General features: G+C 71.9%; 13 protein-coding genes and 1 pseudogene. 4 read left to right on the top strand and 10 right to left on the bottom strand.

Features of this window, described 5'->3' with window-relative positions:
• Nucleotides 1-41 precede the first annotated feature (41 nt).
• A pseudogene (locus tag AB0M29_RS31870) lies at nt 42-854 on the top strand (protein kinase); the annotation flags it as partial.
• Between the two features lie 372 nt (nt 855-1,226).
• Here AB0M29_RS31870 and AB0M29_RS31865 read toward each other — a convergent pair.
• From AB0M29_RS31865 to AB0M29_RS31835, 7 genes are all read right to left on the bottom strand, one after another.
• On the bottom strand, nt 1,227-3,737 hold the full coding sequence (locus AB0M29_RS31865; protein ID WP_365388983.1) for an RICIN domain-containing protein: 2,511 nt from the start codon (nt 3,735-3,737) through the stop codon (nt 1,227-1,229).
• Between the two features lie 37 nt (nt 3,738-3,774).
• Nucleotides 3,775-5,286: an RICIN domain-containing protein gene (locus tag AB0M29_RS31860; protein WP_365388980.1), complete on the bottom strand. Its 1,512-nt coding sequence runs from the start codon at nt 5,284-5,286 to the stop codon at nt 3,775-3,777.
• 276 nt (nt 5,287-5,562) lie between these two features.
• A complete protein-coding gene (locus AB0M29_RS31855) occupies nt 5,563-6,564 on the bottom strand; it encodes a proline racemase family protein (RefSeq protein ID WP_365388978.1) in 1,002 nt (333 codons plus the stop codon).
• 6 nt (nt 6,565-6,570) lie between these two features.
• Nucleotides 6,571-7,500 carry a dihydrodipicolinate synthase family protein gene (locus AB0M29_RS31850; protein WP_365388975.1) on the bottom strand — a complete coding sequence of 310 codons (930 nt, stop codon included), beginning with the start codon at nt 7,498-7,500 and terminating at the stop codon, nt 6,571-6,573.
• Complete coding sequence (locus tag AB0M29_RS31845; RefSeq protein ID WP_365388973.1) at nt 7,497-8,972, bottom strand: FAD/NAD(P)-binding oxidoreductase; 1,476 nt, start codon at nt 8,970-8,972, stop codon at nt 7,497-7,499. Before AB0M29_RS31845 ends, AB0M29_RS31850 begins: the two co-directional genes overlap by 4 nt.
• Nucleotides 8,965-9,498 (bottom strand): (2Fe-2S)-binding protein, encoded by a 534-nt coding sequence (locus tag AB0M29_RS31840; RefSeq protein WP_365388971.1) that lies wholly within the window; start codon nt 9,496-9,498, stop codon nt 8,965-8,967. Before AB0M29_RS31840 ends, AB0M29_RS31845 begins: the two co-directional genes overlap by 8 nt.
• Nucleotides 9,495-10,739, bottom strand: coding sequence for an FAD-binding oxidoreductase (locus AB0M29_RS31835; RefSeq protein ID WP_365388969.1), 1,245 nt, complete (start codon nt 10,737-10,739; stop codon nt 9,495-9,497). The genes AB0M29_RS31840 and AB0M29_RS31835 overlap by 4 nt, the downstream gene beginning before the upstream one ends.
• Before the next feature lie 285 nt (nt 10,740-11,024).
• On the opposite strand from AB0M29_RS31835, the gene AB0M29_RS31830 reads away from it, so the two are divergent.
• Entirely contained in the window at nt 11,025-11,864 is an 840-nt protein-coding gene (locus AB0M29_RS31830) for a CAP domain-containing protein (protein WP_365388967.1), read from the top strand.
• A 50-nt stretch (nt 11,865-11,914) separates the two neighbouring features.
• Here the strand turns inward: AB0M29_RS31830 and AB0M29_RS31825 are convergent, their stop codons facing one another.
• Complete coding sequence (locus AB0M29_RS31825) at nt 11,915-12,907, bottom strand: phospholipase D-like domain-containing protein (protein WP_365388966.1); 993 nt, start codon at nt 12,905-12,907, stop codon at nt 11,915-11,917.
• A 240-nt stretch (nt 12,908-13,147) separates the two neighbouring features.
• Nucleotides 13,148-13,897: a hypothetical protein gene (locus AB0M29_RS31820; protein ID WP_365388964.1), complete on the bottom strand. Its 750-nt coding sequence runs from the start codon at nt 13,895-13,897 to the stop codon at nt 13,148-13,150.
• A gap of 222 nt (nt 13,898-14,119) precedes the next feature.
• Here AB0M29_RS31820 and AB0M29_RS31815 point away from each other — a divergent pair, with 222 nt between their 5' ends.
• Nucleotides 14,120-15,154, top strand: a complete 1,035-nt coding sequence (locus AB0M29_RS31815) for a hypothetical protein (RefSeq protein WP_365388962.1) — start codon at nt 14,120-14,122, stop codon at nt 15,152-15,154.
• 19 nt (nt 15,155-15,173) lie between these two features.
• Here AB0M29_RS31815 and AB0M29_RS31810 read toward each other — a convergent pair whose 3' ends face one another.
• Nucleotides 15,174-15,890 carry a GntR family transcriptional regulator gene (locus AB0M29_RS31810; protein ID WP_365388961.1) on the bottom strand — a complete coding sequence of 239 codons (717 nt, stop codon included), beginning with the start codon at nt 15,888-15,890 and terminating at the stop codon, nt 15,174-15,176.
• 527 nt (nt 15,891-16,417) lie between these two features.
• On the opposite strand from AB0M29_RS31810, the gene AB0M29_RS31805 reads away from it, so the two are divergent.
• Nucleotides 16,418-17,993, top strand: a 1,576-nt coding sequence (locus AB0M29_RS31805) for a M4 family metallopeptidase (protein ID WP_365388959.1), incomplete at its 3' end; no start/stop codon positions are given.

Below are 17,993 nucleotides of genomic sequence, written 5' to 3'. Positions count from 1 at the left end.
TCTACGGTGCCCCGGCAGGCCGACAGCGAGGGGGCACGGGAGTGGATCGCGCACGGTGTCTGGGCGGGCGTTACCGCCTGGAGCAGGTGGTGGGCCGCGGCGGGATGGCGGAGGTGTGGCTGGCGTACGACCTGCTGCTCTTCCGCTCGGTCGCGGTGAAGATCCTCCGTCCGGATCTGGTGGCCGACGCGGAGCAGTGGGCCCGCTTCCGCCGGGAAGCGGTCTCCGCCGCGCTGCTCGGCCACCCGTCCGTCGTCGCCGTGTACGACGCGGGCGAGGATCTGACGGACCACGGCGTGTCCGTGCCGTACCTCGTGATGGAGTACGTCGAGGGCGTCACCCTGCACCAGTTGCTGCGCGACGGGGGGATCGCGGGACCCGACCACGCGCTGGAGCTCACCGAGGGCGTCCTGGAGGCGCTCGAACACGCCCACGGGCACGGCATCGTCCACCGGGACGTGAAACCGGCGAACGCGATGCTCTCCCACAAGGGCACGGTGAAGGTGATGGACTTCGGCATCGCCCGGTCGACGGACCCGGCGGCCACCACCCTCACCGCCACGTCGATGGTCGTGGGCACGGCCGAGTATCTGTCGCCGGAGCAGGCCAGGGGCGAGCGGGTGGACTGCCGCACCGACCTGTACTCGACCGGCTGCCTGCTGTACGAACTGCTCACCGGCCTGCCGCCGTTCACCGGCGACACGCCGCTGGCGGTGGCCATGAGGCACCTCGCGGATCAGCCCGTCCCTCCGTCGGCCAGGGTGCCGGGGCTGCCCGGCGGCTACGACGCCCTGGTGCTGCGCGCGCTCGCCAAGGACCGCGCCGAGCGGTACCAGACCGCGGCGCAGATGCGCCGCGCGATCCGCGAGGTCCTCGCGGCCCGTCCCACGGCGGTCGCCGCGCCGCCGCCGGTTCCCACGCCCACGGTCAGGTCGGTGCCCGCACCGGAGCCGCGCCCCGGGACCGCGCGGCCCGCACGCCGGCGCCGCGTCCGCTGGATCCTCCCGGCCGCGGCGGCGCTGCTGGTCGCCGGTCTGACCACCACCCTGGTCACCGCGTGGCCCGGCACGGCCAGGACCGTGACGCCGTCGTGCGGATCGGCGTGCCACGCGGCGGTCCCCGGAAAGACGGTGCCTCTCGGGCGGGCGCACTGCACGCTGACGCCGCACCGGCACCTGCTCCCCGGGCGGGAGGGCAGGTGCCGGTGAGGGGCCGGGCGGCGGGCCTCAGCCGACCTTCTCCAGCTGCCACTGCTGGTTGGCCCCGCCGTTGGTGGGCCACTGGTCGACGGCGGCGCCGGACTGCCGGGACTGACCGCTCACTTCGAGCATGTAGCCGTCGGAGCGGGACTCGAAGGTGTAGTTGCCGTTGACCGCGGAAGGGGCGATCTCCCACTGCTGGTTGGTGCCGGAGTTGGGGTCCCACAGGTCGAGCTGGGTGCCCGGCCAGGTGGTGATGTTGGGGATGTCCAGGTTCCGGTGCGGGGTGGGGACACCGCTGACCGTGTAGTAGCCGTCACTGCTGCGCGCCAGCGTCCACTGCTGGTTGGCACCGCCGTTGGACGTCCACTGGATGATCGGGGTGCCGTTGTCGTCCTTCCCGCCGGAGGCGTCGAGGTACTGGCCGCTGTTGACGTTGCGGATCTTGTAGGTGCCGGAGAGGTCGGGGACCGTGCCGGCGGTGACGGACAGGTGGCTGTACTCGACCGGGTAGTAGCCCGCGGTGCCGAGACCGGCCAGGCCGCTGCCGTAACCGCTGTCATGGGTGGTGCCGACGACCGTGCCGTCGATCCGGGCGGTGAGCGTGTCGTCCTGGAAGGACAGCGACAGGTTGTGCCAGGTACCGGTGCCGGGGGCGGTGACCGTGCCGCTGGCCAGGGTCGTCCAGTTCCACGCCCCGTCGGTCTTGAGCAGCGACCAGGCGCCGGTGTCGGTCAGCCGGAGGTGGTAGGCGTTCAGGCCGTTGTTGTTGTGCGCCTGGGTGCCGACCCGGCCGAGGATCTCCGCCGCGCTGCCGCTCTTCTCCAGCAGCACGTCGGAGCTGACGGTGTAGTTGGACCAGCCGCGGTCGCCCACGAGGGTGTACGGCTGGTTGGACGTCTCGTCCGTCCACTGGATCGGTGACGCCGTCGCCATCTGGCGCAGGCACTGACCGGTACGGCCGCCGCCGCACGGGGCGGCCTGGAAGGCGCCGTTCATCGAGGACAGGTAACGGGCCTCCTGCCCGGTGGTGTATCCGGCGAGCGTGTCGGAGTACGGCAGTGCGAGCAGGGCGCGCTGCGGGGGTGTGGTGCTGCCCGCGCCCTGGCCGGTGGTGGTCGTCACCGTGTACACGTGCCCGGGGGCCAGAGTGAGGGTGTACGTGCCACCGGAGGCGGCCAGATCGGCTTCGCGCTGCATGTGGGGGGTGGCGGTGCCGACGCCTGACAGGTCGGTGGACCACACGTGCAGCGTCCCGCCGGGCAGGCCGCCCGCGACCTTCATCGTCACCGTCTGGGCGGCGGTGGCGTCCATCGTCTCGAAAACGGTGCTCCAGGCGTTCTTCCCCGGCGCCGCGTAGCTGACGTAACTGCCGTCCGCGCCACCGCTGTTGTTGAGGTAGCCGGTCGCGGCATCGAGATACTTCCACCCCGGCGAGGTGAACTGCGTGGTCTGCGCGATCGCCCAGGTGGTGCGGCCGACGCTGTAGGCGCCGGACCAGGGCTGGTTGGCGGTGATCAGGCCGTCGTCCTGGAACTCCAGGTTCTGGTAGATCGACGCCACGACGGGCCAGTTGACGTACGCGGTCATCTTCGCGTCGATATAGCCGCGGTTGATCGCGCGGGCCACGGGGGCGGCGCCGGTCTCGGCGTCCTCCGAGCCGTTCTCGCTGGCCCAGATCGGCTTGCCCAGGTTCTGGGCGTCGGAGGTGGAGGAGCAGTGGGTCATCGCCGACCGGTAGACGCACGGGTAGTGGGCGCCCGCGACGTCCACGGCCGCCGCGAGCTTGCTGTCGTTCCTCATGTCGGTGGCGATCTGCCAGCCGGACTGGGTGTCGCCGCCGACCAGCTTGGTGGAGGTGTAACCGGCCGCCCGCATCGCGGACTTGAGGTTCTCGTACCAGGTGGCGTTGTAGTTCTTCTCGTTCCAGCCGCCCATGTACGAGATGGTCAGGCCGTGCTGCTTGGCGCAGCCGAGCCAGGCGACCAGGTAGTCGATCATGTCCTGGGAGTAGAAGTTCCCCTTGCCCCCGGTGCTGCCGATCCAGCCGGGGGCGCCCCAGGACAGTGCGTAGAACGCGATGGCGGGGTTGCGGGCCTTGGCCTGCTCCATCAGCCACCACTCGTAGCCGGAATTGCAGTCGACGGTGCCCTTGGCGTGCTCGATGCTCGCCTCGGCGCCGTCGGTGGAGTTGGTGTCGCCGCCGACCTCGACCTTGAGCATCTGGAGGTCGGCGCCGTAGCCGGGCGTGAACAGGTAGTCGAGGATCTGGTCCCGCTGGGCGGCCGGGTAGTCGTACAGCAGGCGGGAGTTGCCACCACCACCGCTGATGGCGCCGACGCCGTCGAAGGTACGGCCGCCGCTGGCGCCGTCCACGGTGATCGCCGTGGTCGCGGTGGCCGCCCGGGCGCCGGGCGGGAAGGACAGGGCCGCCGCGGCGGCCAGGATCAGGGCGAGGACGGCGATCAGCGCCGTACGGCGGCCATCGGCCGTGGCCCCACGGGGTGTTCGGTGCGGAGGTGCTCCGACTGCGTACACGGGTGGTGTTCCTTTCGGGACGGTCACGGGGCCGGGGTCAGGAGGCCGGGGTGAGGTTCCAGGTCTGGTTGGCGCCGCCGGTGGCGGTCCACTGGATCACCGGGGCGCCGTCGCCGGTGGACCCGCCCGATACGTCGGCGGTCCAGCCGCTGCCCATGTTGACCAGGGTGTACGCGGTGTCGCCGGCCGCCGTGTAGTCGCCGGTGGCGGTGAGCGCCCACTGCTGGGAGATGGCGCCCGCGACGCAACTCGACTGGTCCAGCGTGGCGTTGGTGGCGGTCGAGGCACCGGACACGTCGAGGCACTTGCCGCTGTGCGCGTTGGTGAGGGTCCAGACGCCGCCGGAGACCTGCTTCAGCGCCCACTGCTGGTTGGCACCGTTGTGGCTCTGCCACTGGATGACCTTGCCGCCGTCGGCGGTCGACTCGTCGGCGACGTCCAGCACCTTGCCGCTGTTGGCGTTGGTCAGATACGCGCTGCCGGCCGCCGGGTGGGGCGAGCCGCCCGACCAGGTGCCCGCGGTGGTGTCCAGGCTCCAGGAGTTCTGCCAGCCGACGGCGACGGTGGTGCCGCTGATCGTCATCGGCAGCCAGACCGGCGGGGAGTTCCCGAGGTCGGAGGTGTTCCAGCGGTCACCGGCGTAGATGTACGTGGTGCCGAAACCGCCCTGCACGGGGATGATGTTCGCGCTCTGGCTGTCGTACGTCCGGGTGCCCGCGGGCGCGAACGGGCGGAACGGCGCCCACTGGGCCGGGTCCAGCGAGAGCGAGGTCGTACTGGAGTAGACGTTGTCGTTGGTGGCCCAGCCGCTCAGATGGGAACCGAGCAGGTAGTAGCGGCTGCCCACATGGACCATGGCGGGGGCCTCGTAGTCGTCGCCCGACCCGTTGGCGCCCGGCAGCAGGTTCACCGCGCTGGCGACGCCGAGGTAGTCGGCGGACAGCTTGTCGATCCGCAGGCCGTTGGCGCGGTCCTCGGTCAGCAGGTAGCCGGTGCCGTCGGTGTCCTGGAACAGGCTCATGTCCAGGCTCATGTGGCCCAGCGGCTGGAAACTGCCGCGGTAGGTGTAGGGGCCGCAGGGGGTGCTGCTGGTGGCCACGCCGACCTTGCGCTCGCTGTAGGACGAGTTGTCGATGTGCGTGTACATCACATAGGTCCGCGTCACGGCGTTGTAGAGGACCTTCGGGCGCTCCACGATCCGGTGCGGGCCCAGGTCGCCGCTGCTCTGCCGGCTCAACGCCTGGCCCTGGTAGGTCCAGTGGGCCAGATCGGTGGTGCGGTAGCAGGCGATGTCCTGGAACGAGGTGTCGCCGGAGTTCTCGCCGGCCTTGTCCTCGCCGAAGCCGTACCAGGCGGAGCCGGACTCGACGATGCCGAGGCCGTGCAGTTGCAGCGCGTTGCCCGAGGTGTCCTTCCACACCTGGCCGGGCGTGAACGAGGCGGTGGCGGCGTGGGCCGCGGAGGGGGAGGCCAGCAGGCCGAGAGCGCCGAGAGCGGCGGCGGCGAGCAGCGCGCCGACACGTCGGCGCCATGGGGGTGGGGGGTGCACGTCTACTCCTACGAGGGGTGGGGGGACGAGCATTTCCAACAAAACTCATCAAGAAGGAACGCCTTCTCCAGAGCAGGGGTAGTTGTACGCCAGGCCGTATGGCAGCGTCAACATTTTGGACCGGATCCGTTCCTCTGGAGGTAATGCCCCACTTGCTCCATTTTTGGCGCGCAAACGCTTACGGCCTCTCCGTTGCGGGAGAGGCCGTGTCACGCCACCAAGGCGTGTGCGAACCTGTTCGTAGTGGTGAGGTGGAGCGGGTTGACCGGCGGAGACTCAGAAGGTGAAGCCGGTCGGGAACGGGTCGGCCGGATCCAGCAGGTACTGGCCGATGCCGGTCACCCACGCCCGGCCGGTGATGGTCGGGACGACGGCCGGGATGCCGGCCACGGTGGTCTCGGCGACGAGGCGGCCGGTGAAGCGGCTGCCGATGAAGGACTCGTTCAGGAAGTCCTGGTGCAGCGGGAGTTCGCCGCGCGCCCACAGCTCCGCCATCCGGGCCGAGGTGCCGGTGCCGCACGGGGAGCGGTCGAACCAGCCGGGGTGGATGGCCATGGCGTGCCGCGAGTGCTTGGCGTCGGAGCCCGGCGCGAGGAACTCCACGTGGTGGCAGTGGTCGACGCCGTCGATCTCCGGATGCCGCGGCGGCGCCTGCTCGTTGACCGCCCGCATGATGGCCAGGCCCGCGTGCAGGATCTCCTGCTGGTGCGCGCGGTCGAAGGGCAGACCGACGTCGTCGAGGTGGACCATCGCGTAGAAGTTGCCGCCGAAGGCCAGCGAGTACGGGACGCTGCCCAGCTCCGGGACCTCGATCCGCTCGTCGAGGCGTACGCAGTACGACGGCACGTTCTCCAGCGTCACCGCGTCGGCGTGCCCGTCGCTGACCGCCACCCGCGCGATGACCAGCCCGGCGGGGGTGTCGAGACGGATCGTGGTGACCGGCTCCACGACCTCCACCATGCCGGTCTCCACCAGCACCGTGGCCACGCCGATCGTGCCGTGGCCGCACATCGGCAGACAACCGGAGACCTCGACGTACAGCACGCCCCAGTCGGCGTCCTGCCGGGTCGGCGGCTGCAGGATCGCGCCGCTCATGGCGGCGTGCCCGCGCGGTTCGTTGACCAGCAACTGCCTTATGTGATCGAGGTGTTCGATGAAGTACAGCCGCCGGTCGTTCATGGTGGCGCCCGGTACGACGCCCACCCCGCCGGTGACGACGCGGGTGGGCATGCCCTCGGTGTGGGAGTCGACCGCGGTGAACATCCGCTGGGAGCGCATGGCCGCTCAGCCCTCCTTGCCCGCGCGGGCGGCGAGCGCGTCCACCGCGCGCCGCATGTCGGCGCGCACCGCCTGCTGGTGCCCGGCGCTGAGCGGGCCGCGCGGCGGACGGCAGGGGCCGCCGTACCGCCCCGCCTCGTCCATGCAGAGCTTGATGGCCTGCACGAACTCGGTGCGCGAGTCCCAGCGGAAGAGCGCCACCAGCCGCTGGTAGAGGTCGCGGGCCTCGGCGAAGCGGCCCTCGGTCATCAGGTCGTAGATCTCCACGGACTCCGCGGGGAACGCGTTGGGGAACCCGGCGAACCAGCCGACGGCGCCGTCCAGCATGAGTTCGAGCAGGACGTCGTCGGCTCCGGCGATGACGTCGATGTCGCACAGCTCGGCGATCTCGAAGGCGCGGCGCACATCGCCGCTGAACTCCTTGACGGCCACCACGTTGTCGATGGCGGCGAGTTCGGCGACCAGCCGCGGGACGAGGTCGACCTTGGTGTCGATCGGGTTGTTGTACGCCATGACCGGCAGGCCGACCTCGGCGATCCGCTCGTAGTGCTCGACGATCTGCGGGGCGCTGGCCCGGTACATCGTCGGCGGCAGCGCCAGCACGCCGTGCGCGCCGTCCTCCGCGGCGAGTTCGGCCCAGTGCCTGGCCTGGTGCCAGCCGGGGCCGTGCACACCGGCGACGACGACCCCGCGGTCGCCCACGGCCTCGACCGCGACCTGGACCACCTTGCGGCGCTCGTCGTCGGTGAGCGAGGAGTACTCCCCCAGCGAGCCGTTGGGGCCGACGCCCCGGCAGCCGTTGGCGATCAGCCAGTCGCAGTGCTCGGCGTACCGGTCGTAGTCCACGGCGAGCCCCGCGGGGGCCGACGGGTCCTCCCGGTACGGCAGTGCGGTGGCGACGATCACGCCTCGGAGGTCGGTGCTGTGCGTGGTCACGGGGTTCCCTTCGGATGAGGCGGAGACGGGGCGGAGGCGGGGTGATCGGGGTCCGGGGGGCCGGCCGTCGGCGGTGACGCCAGTTCGGCCAGGCGGACCGGGGCCGCGAGGGGGCGGCGGTCGGTGGTCGTGGCGCCGAGGAGCGCGCCGCCGGGCGCGTGTCCGGCGAGCAGTTCCTCGACGGTGCGGCCGCACACCCGGCCCTGGCAGATGCCGAGCGCGGCGCGGGTGCTCAGCTTCAGCGACCGCAGGCCCTGGGACCGGGTGGCGGCGGCGACGTCGCGGAGCGTGCCCGCGGTGACCTCCTCGCAGCGGCACACCGTGGTGGTGTCGTCGAGCCAGGCCGTCCAGCCCGGGCGGATACCGTGCGCGGCCTCGATACGGGCGGCGAAGCCGGTGAACACGCGGCGGCGTCCGGCGGCCGCGCGGACCACCGGGTCGCCCGGCGTCCCGCCCGCGGCGCAGTGCCCGGCCAACGCACCCTCCGCCAGGGCCAGATCGACCCCGCCGATGCCGGTGATCTCCCCGGCCGCGAAGACACCGGGCACGCTGGTGCGCTGCGCGTCGTCCACCGCGACCGTGCGGTGCGCGGTGATCCGGCAGCCCGCGGCGACGGCCAGTTCCAGGCGCGGGACGAAGCCGTGGCTGACGCACACCGCGTCGGCCACGACACGGCGCTCGGTGCCGGGGACGGGGGCCCAGGACGGGTCGAGGTCGGCGACGGTCACGGCCGTCACCCGGTCGTCGCCGTGCGCGGCGACCACGGCGGCGCCGGTCCGGTACGGGATGCGGTGCCGCAGGTGGGAGCGGGCGTAGCCGCCCAGTTCCGCGATCTTCCCCGCGGCGCCCAGGAGTTGCCACGGCCGCGGCAGCCAGCCGGCGGCCAGCCGCGCGGGACCGCTCGCCTCCACGACGGCGGCCACCCGCGCCCCGGTCTGCGCGAGCGAGCGTGCCACCGGCAGCAGGAACGGTCCGGCGCCCGCCACCACGACCCGGCGCCCGACGGCGACACGCTCCCCCTTCGCCATGGCCTGCGCCGCGCCCGCGGTGAACACCCCCGGCAGGTCCCAGCCGGGGAAGGGCAGCGTCCTGTCGTGCGCGCCGGTGGCGAGCACCAGGGCGTCGGGTGTGAAGGTCAGGGGCGTCCTGCGCGCCCCGTCGGCCTCCCCGGCCAGTACGTGCACGGTGGGCGCACGGCCGTCCCTCTGCTCCAGCGCCCAGACCTGGGCCCCGGTCAGAATCCGGCACCCGGGGTCGTCGGCCAGCCGTCCCCGCAGGTCGAGGAAGCGCTGCCAGCCGTGGTGCAGGGCCGCCTCCCGGCGGCTCGGGCGGGACGCGGGCAGGTGCCGCCAGTACTGGCCGCCGAGCCCGTCGTCCGCGTCGAGCAGCACCACGTCCGCGCCCTTCCCCCGGGCGCACACCGCCGCGGCCAGCCCCGCGGGCCCGGCACCGATGACGAGTACCTCACCCATCGCGCCGCCCTCCCGAACCGGGCCCGTCCGGGCGGTCGTCGGAGCCGTCGCTCGCGTCCGAGCCGCCACGCACGTCCGCCGCGCGTTCGGCGTCCGAGCCGTGGCGTACACCCGACGCGGCATCCGCGTCCGAGCCGTCATGCGCGTCCACCGCACCCTCCGCGTCCCGGCCGCCGGGCGCGTCCGAAGCGCCCTTCGGCTGCGCGGCGACCGGCAGTGGGTCGTACTGGACGGTGACCTCGTCGCCGTCCTGGGCGCGGCGGCGGCAGGCGCGGACGTCGCGGAGGCCGTTGACGACGACGAGGCAGTCGAAGCAGACGCCGATGCCGCAGAAGAGCCCGCGTGGGCGGCCCGTGCGGGAGGTGCGGCGCCAGGCCAAGTGGCCGTTGGCGAGGGCGATTCCGGCGATGGTCTGCCCGGCCACGCCGGTGAGGGGGCGGCCGTCGAGGGTGATGCGTACGGCGGGTGCCGCCTGCGGGCGGGCCGGGTCGCGTTCGGGGGGTACGGGGAAGGAGGTCATCGTCATGCCGCCGCGGTCAGATGGGGGGCGAGGGTGGGGCGGTCCAGGCCGAAGGGGGCCGGGTCGAGCCGGGGCGGCGCGCCGAGCATCAGGTCGCGCAGGAGTTCCGCGGTCGCCACGGACAGGCCGATGCCCGCGCCCTCGTGCCCGGTGGTGTGCCACAGTCCCGGCAGCCGCGGGTCGGGGCCGATCAGCGGGAGATGGTCCGGCAGATACGGCCGGAAGCCACCGTAGGCGCGTATCGCCGACACCCCGGCGAGGAACGGGAACAACACCAGCGCCTTCGCGGCCAGTTCGCGCAGGACGTCGACGCGCAGCCGCTCGTCGAAGCCGATCCGCTCACGCGACGAGCCGATCAGGACCGTACCGGCCGGGGTGCTCTCGACGACGCTGGACGTCTGCAGGTCGGCGTCGCCGGACCCGACGGCGCCGACGTAGTCCGCGTCGTAGACCTTGTGGAAGATGCGGTGCGGCATCCGGGCGGTGACCAGGACCATGCCGCGCCGGGGCAGTACCGGCAGCCGCACGCCGAGGGTGCCGGCGACCTGGCCCGACCAGGGGCCCGCGGCGAGTACGACATGGCGCGCGGGGATGTCGCCCGCGGTGGTGCGTACGCCGGTGAGACGGCCGCCCGCGGTGAGCGGTCCGGTGACGCGGGTGCCGGTGCGGACGACGGCGCCGTGCCGCCGGGCGGAGGCCAGCAGTGCCTCGGTGGCGACCACCGGCTGAACCTGCGCGTCCTGCGGGTAGTGGACGGCCGCGGTGAGTGCCGGGGTGAGGTCGGGCTCCAGCCGCAGGGCCTGAGCGGGCGTCACCTCCCGGGCGTCGACGCCCGCCGCGCGCTGCTCCGCGGCGAAGGCGCGCAGCGCGGCGGCCCCGGCGGTGGTGGTGGCGACCACCAGGCCGCCCTTCGCCTCGTACTCCGGCGAGGGGAAGGCGGGGCCCAACTCGTCGGCCAGTTCGGCGACGAGGCCGGGCCAGAGCCCGGCGGCGTACTGCGCGAGCAGCAGTTCGGGGCCCGGTCCCTTGTCGGAGACCAGGAGATTCCCCTCACCGCCGGAGGACGTGCCTCCCGCGGCGGCGCCGCCGTCCACGACCGTCACCGAAAGTCCGGCAACGGCCAGTGCGCGGGCGACGGCACCGCCCACGATTCCCGCTCCGACGACAGCCACGTCGACCAGGTCAGCCGTACGGGCCGTAGCGGCTTTGTGGGCCTGGCCTGCGGTTTCGGCTGAATCGGCGGTCATACGCGGACACCTCCGGTCTGTTTCCCAGGGTCCTCGGCGGGCGGTCCCGTAGCCAGTAATATGTCACACCGTACTGCCCTCGACAAGTGATCACCGTGGCCGAAGCGCCGTGGCCCCGCCGGTCGTTCGCCCCGTCGGCACGTGACGGCGGGGCCAGCCGTAGGTCACGGATGGATAACGGGGCGAGGGGTGCTGCGCGAGCCGGCCTCTCCATGGGTGACATGTCCTCCGGGACCGCCGCCCGCCGACCGCGGGCGGTGTCCCTCTCGCGCTCCGGAGTCACCCATGGCACGCCACTCCTCGCAGGACGGGCACCGCGCCCGCCGCAACCACCACCGGCGCAGGCCGCGCACCGCCCGCTACGCCACGGCGGCGGCCGCCCTCGCCGTTGTCGCGGCGGGTGCGGTCGGGGTCGCGGGGATATCCGGGATATCCGGCGGTGGCGGCGGGCGGGACTCCCACGGTCACGGCGCCACCGACACCCAGGCCCTCCAGGACTCGTCGGCGCCGCTGGCGACCGCACCCGGACCGTCGGCCACCGCCCCGCCCACCGCGGGTGCCACGAAGAGCGCCGCCGCGAACGCGGCCGCCAAGGCCGCGGCGGCGGCGCGCAGGACGCCGACCCCGCCGGCGAAGACACCGGCCCCGGCCGCACCGGCACCCTCGCGCACGCCCTCCCCCCGCCAGCTCTCCGCCGGGACGCCCTCGCGGATTCCGGTCGACCGCGTCCTGGCGCTGATCAACCAGGCCCGCGCGACGGCGGGCCTGCCGCCGTACACCTCCAGCTCCGTACTGGTCGCCAGCGCGACCCAGCACAACCGCGTCATGGTCGGCGGTGACTGCTTCGAGCACCTCTGCCCCGGCGAACCCGGCCTCGGAGACCGCATCAAGGGCGTCGGCACCGGCTGGCTCGGCGAGAACATCGGCAAGGGCGGCCCGGTCGCCGCCACCGATTCCGCCATCGCCGAGATGGCCCTCGGCCTCACCCAGAGCATGCTCGACGAGAAGCCGCCCAACGACGGCCACCGCCAGAACATCCTCAGCTCCCGCTTCCACCACATCGGCATCGCGATCTACCGCGACAGCGCGGGAGTCGCCTGGATGACGCAGGACTTCAGCGACTAGCGACACCGGGGCGGCGCCCCTTGCCGCCGCCCCGGCCCCGATCCCCGGGGTCAGGCGGGAGTGCCGCCCGCGTAGTCGCCGTTGAAGGTGGTCTCGATGGTGGCGGCGACGGACTGGGCCACGCCGGTGCCGGTGAGGATGAGGCCCAGTTCACGGTTGTTGCTGAGGGAGTTGCTGCTGATGTTCATCGAACCGGCCTCCACCTTCTGGGTGGTGAGGCCGTAGTCGGCGACCATCGCCTTGGCGTGGATGTAGAAGCCGTTGGGGTCGGAGTACCCGACGACATGGCCGCCCGCGGCCTTGATCGCGGACACCTCACTGGCGTAGCTGGACGGCGTCTCCAGGACGACCCGCACGGCCACGCCCGCCTTCGCGCGCGCCACAATCGCGTTGACCACCGCGCTGTCGCTCAGCTCCAGCTCCTCGACGTCGAGGGTCGCGGTGGCGCCGTTGACCACGGTCAGCAGGCGGTTGCGGGAGTCGGTGGGCGACCAGAGCAGGTGGTCGCCGTCGGTCGGGGTGATCGAGGTGGCGGCGTAGTCCGCGGCGAAGACCTTCTCTATGGAGGCCACGTCACGGCTGTCGTCGTCGAAGACGCCGTAGTCGCGGCTGGTCGCGTAGTACTGCGAGGTGAGGTTGCCGGTGAGGATGAGCGACCTGGTGGCGTCCACGGTGATGGTCTTCTGGTGGGTGTAGACGAAGGCCGACGACGACCAGACCACCCCGACACCGGCCCCGGTGAGCGCGGTGTACGCGGAGTTGTTGGCGCTCTTGTGCTGCCGGTCGAGCACGACCCGTACGGTGACGCCCTTGTTCTTCAGGGCTATCAGGTCGTTGACGGCCGTGGTGTCCTCCAGCTCGTACATCGTCATGTCGAGCGACGTGGTGGCCGAGTTGATGAAGTCGTAGATGGCGGGCTCGCCGCCGCTCTGCGAGAACGCGAACGCCGTGTACGTGGCGGCGTTCGCGGGGACGGCGGTGACGAGGACGGCCGCACTCGCGGTGACGGCGACCGCGGCTCGGCTGAGAACCTTCCACAGCATGCGTGACTCCAGGTGAGGTTGACGCCTACGAAGGGTGCTGGTGCACGGTGGGCGTGGGCATGACACCACGCGCGTAGAACGCCGAGGAAGTCCGGTGCGGTGAACTTGTCGTGACGAGCCGGGCACGGCCACCCGCAAAAGGGACGCCGCCCAGGTCAGAGGCGGCGCACCCACCCCCCGCGCGAACGCAAAATCTTCCTCATCGCACCCCCAAGAGCTGCCCGGGTGGCGCTACCGGCGCTACCCCGCGACGACGAGCCCGCGCAGGGCCCGCAGCGCCTCCTTGTAGGCGGCGGGCGACAACGGCCGCTTCGGCAGACGCGCGGGCACCGGCGCGCCGAGCGGCGCGTAGACGTCGGTACGCTGCCGCACCGACGCGGTCTCCAGGCAGAAGGTGACCGTCTCCAGATGCGGCGCGGGAAGGATGTGGTGCAGGGCGTCGGGCGAGAGGAAGTAGTCCACCCCGGCGGTCAGATGGAGTTCCGAGGTGACCCCGAGGCGGTCCTCACCGGCCCCGGACAGCACCCACCCCTCGTCCCCGGGGCTCAGCTCCTCCCGGAACCGCGACATGGCCGTTCCCGACGGGTCGAGCCCGAAGACCGTCATCGCGAGTTCGCCCCTCATGACCGAGGACGCGAAGGCGAAGCGGTGGTTGTGCACATGTTCGGGCGGCCCGCTGTCGGCGCCCCCGTCCGACGGACGCCACACATGCGCGCGCAGCATGTAGTGCGGCGCGCCGTCCATCAGGACGATCTTCTCGAACCCGAGGGCGTGCCCGTACGACAGCCGCGCGTTGCGCTCACAGCGGTCGGGCTCGCGCTCCGCCTCGTCGATGAGCGCGTCGAGCAGCAGCGGCGTCGTGTCCTTCCGGCGGAGCGGGGTGAGCACCCCGAGCGCCGCACGCGCGGTGGGAGAACTCCCGGCCCGAAGAGCGGAGCCGAAGTCGCTTCGGACATCGGCGAGGAAACGGGAGAACTCCCCGTCGCCCATCTCGTCACTCCCTCTCGTGGCGGTGCCTGAAGGGTATCCCGGTTCTTGCGGCGCCCTGCCGGAACAGCCTGCTCCGCCCGGGTGCTCCACGGCTGTCCTGGACGGGGAATCGGCACGGCGCCCACGGTAACAACCGCCCGTCGACGCAGGGTGGGACCGGGGCCGTACGGGCTAACATGGCATCAGTCGCGACGTTCGCTGGTCCTCGCCGGGGGGAGAGGTATGACCGCTGAACTCGGTGAGCAGGACCGGGTGTTCGTGCGCTACGCCAGGCTCTGGGCCTTTGTGACCATGACCGTCGCCGCCGTGTCCGGGCTTGCCCTCATCCTCGCCGGGGCGGCCTTCACACTCTCCAGCACCACCGGCACCGCGCTGGCGGCGGTGGGCGAGTCGGTGATCGCCTCGGTGCTGCTCTATGTGCTGGTCTCACTCTTCCTCGACCCGGTCCACCAGCGGGCCCAGTCCCGGCAGATCGCCGGATACGCCATCCAGGCGGCGAACGCCGAGTTCCAGCGCCGCTTCGAGGCCGCGCTCCCGCAGGCCGTCTTCGCCTCCTCGGACAGCCTCAAGCCGAGTTTCCGGGTGGCCTTCTACTCGATGCTCTCCGGGTCGACGCGGTACGACGTCAAGGGCAGCAGTGCGCGGGTCGCCACCTTCCGGCTGGCCAAGTCCACGGAGAAGCGGGAGTTCCAGCGGCTCGACCAGATCCGCTTCTGCCTGATCGACCCGCGCGACGAGGACCGGCTGCGCTGCTACGCGCATCTGGAACTCAAGGAGAAGCACCGTCCGGTCACCAACGACAGCGTGCGGCAGAGTGCGCGGGAGATCCGCCGGGACGTGTTCGTGTCGCTCGTGGCGCTGCACGACATCAGGGACGCCCTCCCGGTGACCGTCTACTTCCACCGGGACCTGCCGTTCTTCCGCTGCGAGATGTTCGACGGCGGGATGTTCCTGACGTACTACCTGGACGGGGTCGAGTTCCCCGAGAGCCTGCAGTTCTCGCACACCACCCGCCCGTACCGCGCCTACCAGGCCAGCCTGGAGCTCACCCGCCGCTTCGCCGCGAAGGTCATGGTCTTCAACAACTCCGGTGCCTCCGCCGACCTCGTCGACGGCGACGAGCGGCTGTCGCGGGCGCTCGCCGAGCTGGGCTGCGAGGAGTCGCTCGACGCGCTGCGCGGGCTGCGGGACGAGCGGTTCCAGAGCCTCGAGGAGGATCTGCGCCGCCAGGGCCTGCGGACGTCCGACATCCTCTGAGCCCCTGGAGGGCCGCGGGCTAGTGCCCGTCGAGGCGGAGGGGGGTGCGTGCGGGTGCGGGGGTGGTGGGGTCCTGGCCGGTGGCCCAGAGGGAGCGGATGTGGCCCAGGTGGCGGGTCATGCAGGACTCCGCGGCCGGGGCGTCACCGGCGAGCATCAGGTCGAGGAGTTCGATGTGCTCGGCGGCGGAGTCGACGAGGCGGCCGGTCGCGTCGAGGCGGTTGAGACCGTAGAGCCGCGAGCGCTTGCGCAGGTCGCCGACGACCTCGACGAGGTGGTCGTTGCCCGCCAGGGCGAGCAGGCCGAGGTGGAAGCGGCGGTCGGCGTCGAGGTACTCGATGAGGTCGTGGCGGCGGGCCGCCTCGACGATCTCCAGGGCGACGGGGCGCAGCGCCTCGAGAGCCTCGGTGGGGGCGAGGGCGGTGACCCGGCCGACCGTGGGCACCTCGATGAGCGCCCGGATCTCGGTGTACTGGTCGAGGTCGCGCTCGGTGATCTCGGTGATGCGGAAGCCCTTGTTGCGGACGGCCTCGACCAGGCCCTCCTTCGCCAGGTCGAGCATCGCCTCGCGTACGGGGGTGGCGGAGACGCCGAGTTCCGCGGCCAGCGTGGGCGCGGAGTACACCACACCGGGCCGCAGCTCGCCGGCGATCAGGGCGGCACGCAGGGCGTTGGCCACCTGGTCGCGCAGATGCGCCGGTGCCGGGATGACGCTGCGCGCCGACAGATGGCCCATGACCGTTCCTCCCGAGAGATTGTCGCCGAACCATACAATGTCACGTTGCCTGCCGACGAAGGACGTGAGCGGCGGCCATGGGCGGATTGGGCGGTATCGGCGACCTTTGCGGCTTCTCGCACAAGTCGGCGTGGAACTCCGCCTTTTGGACCCAAGAATTCCGAGAAAAGCCCGGAAACCCGAAAGGCCCCCCTGCTATTCCCGCGAGACGGCGCCCTCGGGGCTGCCACGCAATGTGAATGTTTCTGACGGACGTTCACCTGGCGGCACATAAGCGTTCATCTCCGCCATGTCTGGACCAAGTCGCGACGACCGCTCCCACCTGCGGGTTTAGCGGGCCACCAGGCACCCGGGTGAGGAAACCTTCCTGACGAGCGGTCGGGAAGTGCGGTACTGCGATTTTTCCAGTGTTGACGTGTTCACAGCTCGCTGACAGGGTTTCCGCATCAATCGCCCCAGCAGGCGCAACAGCACCTGCCGCAAGGGCGATTGGCATTGCATCCCCCCATGCAGAAGGACACAATTCCATGCGCATATCCGGCATATCCACGATCGTGGTCGCCGTCGCACTGTCGGCCGCGGCCACCACCGCTGGAGCCGCCACGCTGTCGTCCAGCCAGAGCTCGGACGGCCGGCAGCAGACCGCCGCCCGTACGTCGGCGCCCTCCCCGTCCGCCGTGGTGGCGGCCGCCCGCGCGGCGGCCCTCGCCCACTCCGCGCAGACCGGAATCGGCCGGGACAACCAGCTCGTGGCCACCGACGTCATGATCGACGCCAGCGGCACCCAGCACGTCCGCTTCCACCAGACCTACCGCGGCATCCCGGTCACGGGCGGCGACCTGATCGTCCACCTGCGCTCGGACTCCACGTACCTGGACGTCACCAGGGCCGCCCACAGCGCGGTGTCGGTGAAGACCACCACGGCGAAGCTCACCGCCGCGCAGGCCAAGGCCAAGGCGGCCCGTCTCGTCCACGGCGGCACCGCCACCACCGGCGCGCTGACCGTGGCGGTGCTCGACGGCAAGCCGACGCTGGCCTACCAGGTCGGTGTCGCCGCGCCCGGCGGTGACATCGACGCCGCCCGTACGGTCACCGTGGACGCCACCACCGGGGCCGTGCTGCGCAGCGCCCCGGTCGGGGACGGCTTCCTGACCCCGCAGGTGCTGGCCAAGCTGCGGGCCCGCGGCGAGCACGCCACCCCGCGCGGCACCGTCACCGGCACCTCGGCCGCCCGGCGCGGGACGGCCAAGCCCTCCGCCTCGTTCCCGGCCCCGGCCGTCGGCACGGGCAAGTCGATCTTCTCCGGCACCATCAGCCTGCACACCACGCAGACCGCCGCGTCGTCGTACAAGCTGATCGACACCACCCGCGGCAACAGCGAGGTCCGCGACGCCAAGCACGTCTTCAGCGAGTCGGCCAACACCTTCTCCACCGCGAAGGCGCTCACCGACACGGACGACGTGTGGGGCAACGGCACCACCAGCGACAACGCGAGCGCGGCGGTGGACGCGCAGTACGGTCTCACGTCCACCTTCGACTTCTACAAGAACACCTTCCAGCGCAACGGCATCGAGGGCGACGGCGCCGGCACGCACGGCGTGGTGCACGTCGGCCGCGGCTGGGCCAACGCCGAGTGGCTCGACGACTGCAAGTGCATGATCTACGGCGACGGTGACGGCCAGACCTTCACCAAGCCGCTGGTCGTCCTCGACGTCACCGGCCACGAGCTCACCCACGGTGTCGTGTCGGCGACCGCGGGCCTGGAGACGGACGTGGACTCGTCCGGCAACCAGATCGGTGAGCCCGGCTCGCTCAACGAGTCGCTGGCCGACATCTTCGGCAGCGCCTCCGAGTTCTCGGCCAGGCCCACCACCGGCAACTACCTGATGGGCGAGCAGCTCGGGCTGTCGCAGGGCTTCCTGCGCCGCCTGGACCACCCGTCGCTCGACAAGCTGGAGGGCACGGTCGACTACTGGTCGTCCAACGCCCCGACCACCGAGGTGCACGCCGGTTCCGGCGTCTCCTCGCACGCCTTCTACCTGCTCGCCGAGGGCAGCGGCCAGAAGACGGTCAACGGCGTCAGCTACAACTCGCCGACGTCCA

This window comes from Streptomyces sp. NPDC051976, from assembly GCF_040680795.1.
Classification (GTDB): domain Bacteria; phylum Actinomycetota; class Actinomycetes; order Streptomycetales; family Streptomycetaceae; genus Actinacidiphila.
Note: the sequence above shows the minus strand (reverse complement) of the source record. Positions and strands in the feature narration are given on the sequence as shown.

Bases quoted from the DNA above. Each gene is read 5' to 3' on its own strand.
- AB0M29_RS31855 (WP_365388978.1), bottom strand. From the start codon at position 6,564: ATGCGCTCCCAGCGGATGTTCACCGCGGTCGACTCCCACACCGAGGGC.
- AB0M29_RS31845 (WP_365388973.1), bottom strand. From the start codon at position 8,972: ATGGGTGAGGTACTCGTCATCGGTGCCGGGCCCGCGGGGCTGGCCGCG.
- AB0M29_RS31840 (WP_365388971.1), bottom strand. From the start codon at position 9,498: ATGACGATGACCTCCTTCCCCGTACCCCCCGAACGCGACCCGGCCCGC.
- AB0M29_RS31835 (WP_365388969.1), bottom strand. From the start codon at position 10,739: ATGACCGCCGATTCAGCCGAAACCGCAGGCCAGGCCCACAAAGCCGCT.
- AB0M29_RS31830 (WP_365388967.1), top strand. From the start codon at position 11,025: ATGGCACGCCACTCCTCGCAGGACGGGCACCGCGCCCGCCGCAACCAC.
- AB0M29_RS31825 (WP_365388966.1), bottom strand. From the start codon at position 12,907: ATGCTGTGGAAGGTTCTCAGCCGAGCCGCGGTCGCCGTCACCGCGAGT.
- AB0M29_RS31820 (WP_365388964.1), bottom strand. From the start codon at position 13,897: ATGGGCGACGGGGAGTTCTCCCGTTTCCTCGCCGATGTCCGAAGCGAC.
- AB0M29_RS31815 (WP_365388962.1), top strand. From the start codon at position 14,120: ATGACCGCTGAACTCGGTGAGCAGGACCGGGTGTTCGTGCGCTACGCC.
- AB0M29_RS31810 (WP_365388961.1), bottom strand. From the start codon at position 15,890: ATGGGCCATCTGTCGGCGCGCAGCGTCATCCCGGCACCGGCGCATCTG.